The organism is Pirellulales bacterium (assembly GCA_035499655.1).
Lineage (GTDB): Bacteria > Planctomycetota > Planctomycetia > Pirellulales > JADZDJ01 > DATJYL01.
Map to the genome: position 1 here is coordinate 1 of DATJYL010000016.1, position 10,048 is coordinate 10,048.

Here is a 10,048-nt window from a genome sequence, read left to right on the forward strand (position 1 = left end):
ATTGATGGAAGGTGCTGACCAACCTCCATTCTATCCCTTGGTTGATACTGCATACATCAAGATGCAGTCTTTGAACCGATTGCTAGGTAGCGACCAAGGTCTTATCGAAACAGGATTCAACCAGACTTACCTCGAGAATGAGTTAGATGCGACAAAAAATCCGTCGGAGATTTTTCTGGACGTATACAGTCCGCCAATTGATTTGAACCTCACAGGGCAAGGGCAAAGTGCGGGGGGAGTTGCCCAGCCGAACGCACGCCTGGCGGCAGTATCTCGAAAGAAAGGGATGGTGGGGGGCCGGCCAAAAGCACAATCAAATAAGACTGCCGGCAATGGCTCGGTTGCTGCTATGAAATCCCGCAACCGCGCGCTTGCCGCGACCAATGGGGCGCCGAGCGCTAACGATCGAAGATTGTGCGATTTCGGGGCTGCCGAGTCCGGACGTTTCGACCCGGCTGAATTCTTAGGAGGGGGATTAGGGGATGCAAAGTTGCTCGGCATCGTCCCGCTCAAGGACGTGGTGCGCGTTGTCGCCATGGAACTTGCTCCGCAACTGCAGGAAGTAGAAGACTATTCGAACGAAGTTCTTGGGGACGCCGCCAAAAAAATTCAAGACGCGGCGGCTCAACTGTCCAAAGCGCTGGAAACGGTTCAAACGACCGCGAACGAAAACATTAAAAAACTTTGGAGTGACAGCCAGGATCCCCTGGCAGAATTCTATCCGGAACTATCTCGCCGGATGACTGCACTGGAAGACGTTTCGAATAAGGTCGCTGCTACGCCCCAACTCGATGTCAATCTAATTGGCGAACTCATTTCACGAGGTCGCGAGCTGCTGGGGGCCATCGAAGACACGGTGAAGAACCCCATGCCAGCTGAGTTACAAGACTACATAAAGAAGATTCGAGACACGGTCGAGCTCATTAAAAAGTATTCCACTGCGGATGGTTTGAAAGACTTTGTGATCCAGAATGTCTTGACTCCTTTCAATGCGTTACAGTCTCAATTTACTTCTACACATGAGCTCACCTTAGTATTTCAGGCGATTTTTGGTCCGGTGTCGCCCGTTGACGTACTGCGCAATCCACAGCAAGCGCTCGATGGCTTTCAGCGCACGCCTTATTTTGAGGCATTTGCAGCTCCGCTGCTCCAGGCATTAGCGCCGATTGCGCAATTGGTCAACACGGTCAAGGGGTTGATCACTTGGTCGCGAATTGAAGTGACACGGCAACTGGCCACTGCGTTCGCCGGCGGTAACGCCTCGGTGGTCGATCGGCTGCTGCGAGGAAGTGGATTGCAACGGGGTGTCGCGCCCGGCAGTTCCTCGCTGGTGGATTTAGTGGACAAACTGGATCCCCTATCCAAGGTTGATGTCAGTCAATTATTAAGCGGGGGCGCGACGGCCAAGTCGATCGCTGAGAAGTTATATAGTCAAGTTCAACAAACGATTGAGGATTGGCTAAAGCAATCATTGAAAGACGTGCTCGCGGCTGTCATCCATGAGATTTACGCTGAAGCTAAAGCGTTGGATGCCAAATTCAGAAAGCAGCTAGACGAATCGAGGGATACGAAAGTCGATCTGGAAAAACGCCAAAGAGCCAATCGAAAAAGTTTGCGCCTCAATGGTCGCTTGGCGCTGCGCAGGGTAGAGCTCGAAGCCATCGTTATTCTACTGGGGCATAAGAAGTCGGCTACGCTTGATCCTGAGGAAATCAAGAACATTGACAGCTATGTCAATGATATGAAAGCGGCTTTGCCGAAGCTGAGCAATCCAAACTCAGACGAGTCGAAACTGATTTGGAAGCAGGTCCCTGAAGCAATCGTAGCACAACTGGCCCCAGCTGTTCAGCGTCTTTCAGATGCCCTTCAGACGCTCGCTCAGCAAACGCTGGAAGATGTCATCGCGAAGTTGCTGTCAAGTATTCAGGGATGGGCAGAGACGATACAACCGTTGGCAACTTTCTTAGCGCTGGCGAATACGGTGAAGTTGGACGGTGCCAATGGGGTTCTGGCCAACATCGTTCAAAGCAATCTCTTTAAGTTACCTGCGAACTTAAATGATACCCTCGCGGCTCGCGTCGCACAGCTGTTATCGGCCGAGATCTCAAGCCAAGTACCGGATGCAGTTCGCACAGAGTCGCTGACCCGTTTGGCGCGCGTGCGCGCAAGTGCTCGACGAGTTGATTTGGCGACTAAAGCCCTTCTCGTAGCGATTTCTTCCTTTACGACCGACGTTAACAATCTCGCTAACTCGGCTACGCCGGAAAACGCCACGAAGGTACTGAACGATTTACAAGCAACTCTTACTGCACGGCGACAACTTCTCGATGGATTACAGGAATTGGCACTAGCGGCCGCATATGCGCTGAAATACTTCAATTCAATCCTGCAGATGCACGCCGCCGACAGCGGAACGTCCGATGTCGTCACTTCACTAAAACAGATCGCTACGGAAACACAAGCGGCAGCGATGACCCTTGTGAAAAATAATGTTACCGATGCGTTGAAGGTGTTTCAGAACGATCTGGTGACGTTTTTCCCGAATCTTGTTACCGATTTAACCCAGGCATTTGACGGCGCAGATCTTGTAACGGGTTTGGAAAAGTTGATCGAGGATTGCAATCCCGACAAGATATCGAACGCATTTCACGCGGCAGTTATCGCGCTCGACGAGCAAGAGCGCAAAATCATCGGCGCCACGACCGCTGGCCTGGTGGCCATCGAATTGCAAGGAATGCAACAACTCGAGCTCGTGGTAAGGCCGCTGCTGTCACCGTTGTTTGATCTGGTCAAAGTGGCATGCGATTTATATGACGCTGTGGATGGAGGTTTGATAAAGCTTCAGAACGCGTTAAAGGGAAACGGCAGTGATGTCGCGGAACTGCTTACTACCGTTGCCAGTCCTGGTCTCAAATCGCTCGATGACGCGCAGAAGTTCGTTGATGACGATGCGCAGGCTCTTCATAAGATCTATGCACTTCAAGGTCCACCGTACCAATTCGATGCGCTGGTGACCTCGGTTTCGAGCTTGGTCAGTAAGTGGACCGCAGGTGAGCCAGGCTTGGTGAAAGCCGCGCGCATTTTGTCGCGCCTCATGCAGCAACTGCTGCACGGTCAGTTGGGCGCCCTGGTCGATTTTTCTGCGCTACGCGCTGTGCTTGAAGCAGAACTACTCCAGCTCGTGCCGACGAAGTTTTCACAGTCCTACGATTGGGACACCACACTCGGCGATTTTCCGGAGAGCGATCCAATTTTTCTGATGGATCATTCTGATGAAGCCATGGATATCAGGAAGACGAAGACGAACGACCTGGTGAATCCGTTTGGCATTACGCCCGAACATGCCAAGTACAACGACTTACTGCTAATTGCCCGAGTGGAGGTGGACTTAAAAGCCGGCACGCGAGAAGCCAAAGCGGCCGGCCTAGTAGCCCCCTTCAAGATTCATTTGCTAGGGGACGCCTTCGATCTGATCACCGTTGGATTCAAAGGCGCTGAATTTCAGACATCGACGAATGGCGGCAGCACTTTCAATGTGCAAATTGGCGACATTGCGATCGGCAAGGAGCTGGAGTTTATCGACGCGCTCCGATCGTATTTCAATCCTGGCGGGAACGGCCTGTATGTCACGCTGTCGCCGTTCCCACCCGCGGTTGAGGTCGGGTATCGCTATTCTCAAGACGTGATTTCCCTCGGCGCGATGTCGTTTCTAAACATCGGCATGTCGGTGTCGATGCTCTTGCCCTTCGATGGAAGTCAGGCCCTGTTTCGGTTTTCATTTGCAAGCCGTGATAAGCCATTTTTGATTTCTTTCTTTCCATATGGCGGAGGTGGCTTCGTCGGGTTAATTGCCAATGCCAAGGGAATCGTTGGGTTCGAAATCTCATTTGAATTTGGCGCGGTCGTCGCCATTGCGATCGGCCCCCTGTCGGCTCACGGCAGCGTGACGGCGGGAATCTATCTTTGTAGCTATGACGATGCGTGGATTCTTGAAGGGTTTGTGAGGGCCATGGGGCAGGGACACATCGCCTGCTTCGGCGTTGCTGTCAACATGGAAATTCGCATCCGTCAAGAAAATGGCGGTGCCATGGCGGGTTCGGCCACTTTTGAGTTTTCTTTTTCGATTGGTTTTCTGTCGGCCAAATTTTCAATCACGGCGAGTAAGCGCATTGAGGGCAAGGGCTCTGCCCCAATGCAACACGTCGCGTTTTATCGTGGGGGCAACTTGCCGCATGAAGAAAAACCACAGACGATCGTCAATACTCCGCGAAAGCAGACTGACTGGAGAGGGTATCGCAGACATCTCGCTTTGGTCTAGCACGTGACGTAACAGGACCCAGCTTACTTACGGTGACTTTATGAATCTGGTTGCGATCGATTGTGTGCCTCTTGCCGATGGATTCACTCTTGAGGGCAAAGACCTAACCCTCCATCTGTGTGTGCAACTTGAATTGCGTGCCGTCGATAACGAGCAGCCGAACTGTCTAACCGTCCTGTTGGACACGCTACCAAGGGACCTTCGCCAGGCACTGGATTCCGATCCCTCAAAACAAAGCCCGTACGAGGTTCGCGTGTGGAAGCGAGCCAAGGGAGAATCGGATTGGACGTCTGTCAAGATCGTTAGAAGCAACGTCGGCAAGAATGACGCAGCGGCTGATGCGGTTTGGCAACTCGTGATGACGGACTCCGTGACATCTTCGCTGCTGTTCGACAGCCTCCATGAATCGCTAGAAAAACGATCCGTGCCGCAGGCGGATGGAAATCTAATGAGGGGAAAAATCCCTTTCCGATTAAGTCAGGCGATGGTCCCCTATTTGACGGACTGGCACAAAAATTTCGCTGACACTCACGTTACCTTATGGAAAGACTCTTGGCAGACTTTAGTCCAGAAGCGAGTTGAGGAACGCGCTCGAACTGACGTCTCGCCGCCAATGACATTAGAGCATCGGATCGAATGGATTCAGAGTCATCGGCAAGCCAAGAATAAATTTTGGGGGAACCGGAGCTCTCTATACGGGCCGCTCATCGATGGAGACCACGCCAAGTACATGAATAGGATTTATCTTGGAAATCCTGACTATGCGAATGGCAATCCGGACGACAAACTCCGCAATATTTTTTTGCTGCACAACACCGCTACCTATTATGAAGCGCCACCGCCCAAGGGTGATTACGGCCATTTAAGGAGTGATGATGAAATGCAGAACCGCGCAAGCGGCCGATTCCTGGGACTGACGTCGCACCCGCGTTTGGCGACACTAGTTGGGCTCTCGTTGAATTTCGACATTGCCTGCAAAGACCTGTTTAATGACGAAGAGGTAGGGGAGCTGTATGCGGAAATTGTCAAAAAAGATGCACCGGCCCAAGAACCGGTTGAATCAGATTGGCGGCCGAGCACCTACCGTTTTGTTCTAGGTAACGGCGGCGAGGGATCGTTTTTGCCGGCGTCGATTGATGAATGGAACGAAAGGAACGATAAGAGTTTCGATCGTGGTTTTCTTAATCTACGTCAAGACACTCGCTACTTGTTGCGCACGATCGATGTAACACGTGCCATGCGCGGCGAACATGCGCAGGTTAGCCAGCAGAAAAATGCGCTTCAAGAAGGAAGTACCGCGGACCACGTCGAGGATCGGCCGCAAACACTCCTTGCGCCGGGATTCGAACTGATTGACACTTCTGCACAGGACGAGCTGCGTAATTTGGTAAAAGTCGCACATAAAGTAATGTCCCCTAAACCGCGGACAATTGCAGCCGATTCCAGCGACGACGACGCACGGTTTTATGCAGAAAATTTATTGACTGGGTATCGTGTCGATATCGAGCGTACGAATAGCACGAATAAGAAAAGCATTTGGGCGTCTGCGATGGCGCGCGACATTCAATACAAATACCGCGACGGTGCCGAGGACAAGCCTCTTGATGCCACCCCTAAACCCGGCGATCAAACTCAGCAGCACGACCAGACTACTTGGAAACAAAGCCGTTTTCGCCATCGCGACGAAGGAAATAACAGTACCCTTGTTCGCACTATCGATCAAAAGCCCACGGACCCGAATAGCGATCCCACGGACCAGGGAGACGTCGTGCCTTTCGGAGGCGATGATTTGGTGAGGTGGACAGGCGAGTCACTTGGTCTTCCGGGGCATAATCTTCCTCCTAACGAGGGCCTAGAGGCTAGTGGCCAAACCAAGGTGGACGGAGACCTAAACCTGACCGTGGAATATTCGTTCTATGAACCTGTGGATCCGAACGACGATCTGGGTCTGGTTCCAGTTTTACGAGCCAGCGACGGTTATCGGTTTGCTCTGCGCGCTTACTTTCGGCATGGCGGCGGCCCGACATTCAATTCGAAGCAGGCGGAAAGTCTGGGTTCGTTACATAATAAATACTGCTTGGGTGAAGGGGGTCTGTACGATAAATTTAAGTCTCGAGCCGCATCCGAATATGGATGTTCGCCTCAGAACGAAAACGAATGTCCGGCTGTGTTTACACAAAGTGAGCCGGTGGGCGCACCGGAGCTCGCTTTCCGAGCGGATGACCCCTTGGTCAATTGGCCCATCGGTGATCTGGAAAATCAGCAACGAATCGATCGGGTCGTGCTGCGCGCTGAAGGTCCCACGGTTGCATATCGCGTCCTGGTTCCTCCCCGCATCACCTTCGAAGTTGCCGAGCTGCAGAAACAATTCGATCAATCAGACGCCAAAGTGCCGCCTGGGGCACTAGGAAATATTCAGCTCGACAAACTTGGTCAACTACCAGTTGTCGGCCACGTCAATGATGCGGCGCGCAAAGGCTATCAACCAGGGGAATCGCCTTCTGCTTTCGGACCCGTAGTCAAGCGTTGTCCAGACTGGGCGAATGCTCCTCCTCATCCCTATTATTGTGACGCTCGGGGCAGGACGGTTGCCATCTCATTGAGTCGAGATGGTATCCCATGCAAAGACTTGCCACCAGGAAGTCTGCTAGTCGATTTCTGGTCAACGGATGCGAAACCGAACGATGCGATGCCGATTGCGATCGAGTGTCAGCTACAACCCTCGATACGTGGCGCCCGATTTGCCACCAATAAGGACGGGTCACCGATTATCACGGAGAAGAACATCGGCGGGGTAAATGGAGTAAAAATGAAAGTCGTCACCATTGAAGTTGGATTGGGTGACGAGATTCAAGTCGACCTTTGGTGTCTTGATATAGACCACAAGGGATTGTTCCGACAGAGCCAGCTTTTGCAGGCTGCATCGACTGCCATTTACAAAGCAGAACCGGATCCATCTAACCCCGCTGCGAGGAAAACCAAGGCAGCCGCCGACGCTTTTGACGACGAGCTTTTGAAATGTCTCCAGCATATACGCTCCGAATTGGCTTGCGACGTGACGCGATTCAGAATCTTGACCGCAGTCAGGCAACCTCTCAATGCGCCGCAATTCCATCAGGGACCAGCGTGCCAAGCGGCCGATCCACAAGATTTGTTGGTCGAACCGTTCACGATGACTCGCCTGCCAGCTAGTACCGCTGAAAAGACATGGGAAACGATCGTGGATCAGGAGGGCTTCCCACCCAAAGACGCCGATCTAGCTGACGGAGATGTCGGTTATTTGGCCGGTTGGGTCGATGTGCGGCGACGATCAACTTCGCTATTGAAAATTCAGGCGGTGTGGAGAAACTTCGACGATGAAACCTGCCTGACCTTGAAAGATAAAAAGTGGCAGTACCAGCCGGTGCAGGTTGTCCGAGAATTTACGCCTCTGGCGGTTAACTTACCTGAGACCTTGCCTGCCCCACCCCCAGGCACTCAACCGCCGGTGCTGAGCGATGACCAACCTTTGTTTTCGCTCGGCCGCGATGACAAGGACAAAACGCTGCGCAAAGTTCATTTCACGCTCGGCACCAAAGCCATGCGTTTGGGAATTCGCCTAAGCGGCGTCTCGCGTTTCGCAAATTGCTACCCAAAATACGTTCGAACAGCTGTCCGGAACAATGGAAACGGCAAGCTCACTCCTGATTCACAGTTTGAGTCCGCAAATTTCTCGCTTAATTGCATCAATTGGGACCTTTATGAAGATGAAATGCGCGTTATCTGGTTACCCGCCACGCAACGTCCTCATAAACCAGAGTTGTGCACGCCGCCGGTTGAGCTTATTAGTCGCCGTATCGAACACTGCAAAGAGCCGTCAAAGACCGTCGTCGAGCTCTCGTGGTCACTGCGCATCCGTCTCAAAAAGCGCACATGGTTTGACAGTGGCGAAGGTGAATTATTGGGAGTCGTCTTCCTGCCGGAAGACCTTGTCGATCCAGAAAATGCGTCACATGCCTATCATAAATGGAACTACAGGAGTTATGGCTTATCTAACGGAGAGTTTCAGAGGTCGGATGTTGTCCGGCGGCTAAATATCAATCTAAACGATCTGGTTGGTAAACAATTTCTCAAAGAAGTGACTAGTTGGGCGGTGGATCCAACGACCCATGCCGGCCAGTTGCAGCCAGTGATCTCGCCGTCTTACTTCAATCCGCAAATTAAGGATCCGATGGGAATTGTGGTTCAGCCAGGCTGGGTGGAAAAACGTGATCGCGTACCTTTGCCCTTCGAGATTCCCAGCCTGCAAAGCGCCAACCCCGATATTGAAGTGACGAACGTTTCTGTGCTGGGTTACATGCCGGAGCTTGATTCGGAGACAGGCGAGAGGTTCGTGGATTTGGATATCCAGCCGCCTGACATTGATTCACCTTTCATTCGGCTGTCGCTGGTTCGCTTTCAACCCCACGCCGTGTCGCGCAATGACGATCGGGCAGATCAAACGCTTTCTTCGCAGGTCATCGTGGACCCTGTGCAACTGCCGCCAACCCGTCTGATAGAAGCAGAATGGACGGACAACGGCGTTCGAGTGACCATCACGGGGCCAGCCTACAATCGTCGTTCCCCTGCCGCTCCGGCATTTCCCCCTCCTGGACAGAATCAAGAACTGTTAGACAAGGTGCGTCATATGACTGACGTTCCATGGATGCGGCTGCGCGTGCTGCGGCAGGTTTGCGTGGCGGACCGGCAGGCTAGCTACGTGCAAATTGCTGATTCTTGCTCCGACGAACTAATGCACGAAATTCCCTCCATTCCAAATGGCGACCTCGGTACCTGGTCGGTTACGTTGCCTTTAAAGAAATGCGAAAAGATACAATACCGGTTGTTTGTGGAAGAGTTCGAGTACCACCCCGTGACAACACTGGAAGGTTTGGAGGAGCAGCCCATGGTGAAGACACCGCGGGGCTTCAAGTGCGACATCTTGCTATGACGACGCGATCCACACAAGCAGCACATGTTGACCTGAATCGACAAAGGTAATTGGGAGAGTTTTGGTGCGAGTCGCATTTGGCATTCATGTTGTACCTAGTGCAGAAGGAGTTTTTATGTCGACAACTGACTGGTCATATAGTAATGCCATTAAGTATTTTGGAAATAACGGCTGCAGTCAGCCAGGTTGTCCGTTCAATGGATGCCAAGGTTTCTTGTGTTGTGCTCTGAATCTGTCCGATGCGCTCATTCAGGCCGGTTACTCGCTACCAGCAGCGACGAATGTGAATTATTGCCCGCACAAACGAGTCCGGAACGCAGACGGTATGGCGCGGATTTGCAACGTCCAAAATGGAGGTAACCCTGACGCGTCAACCTGGGCTCATCGCCCCGCGTGGAAAGGAATCGTGTATTTCGAGGGAAATCTCGGACAGGCAACCGGGCATATAGATTTTTGGAATGGCACAGATGCAGTCCACGCTAGTTATCCGAGCGCCACCACGATTTGGTTTTGGCAGCTCGGTACGTAAGCGGCAGTAATGACCCTACGTAAGGGATTTGCCTTCGAAGGGGCCGAAGGCACGCAGACGGCCAACTTTATTTCGACGTCCCAGACATTTGGGTCGTCGAAGTATCACCCGCGAAAGCTGTTCCCGGGGCAAATCCCGAGGATTGGATGCCAGACGAGAATGCAGCTCGGTGGACTCTCAATTTGACAGTCGCCAGGCGGGTGGCGGCGATGACGGCGCGCCAGGGCTAACC

The 10,048-nt window shown here is 52.5% G+C and carries 2 protein-coding genes; both read left to right on the forward strand.

From position 1 onward, the window contains the following. The first annotated feature begins 37 nt into the window (after positions 1-37). The gene (locus VMJ32_00930) at positions 38-4,318 is read left to right on the forward strand and encodes a hypothetical protein (protein ID HTQ37558.1); all 4,281 of its coding nucleotides are present in this window, start codon (positions 38-40) and stop codon (positions 4,316-4,318) included. A 40-nt stretch (positions 4,319-4,358) separates the two neighbouring features. Then, entirely contained in the window at positions 4,359-9,287 is a 4,929-nt protein-coding gene (locus VMJ32_00935; protein ID HTQ37559.1) for a hypothetical protein, read from the forward strand. Positions 9,288-10,048 lie beyond the last annotated feature (761 nt).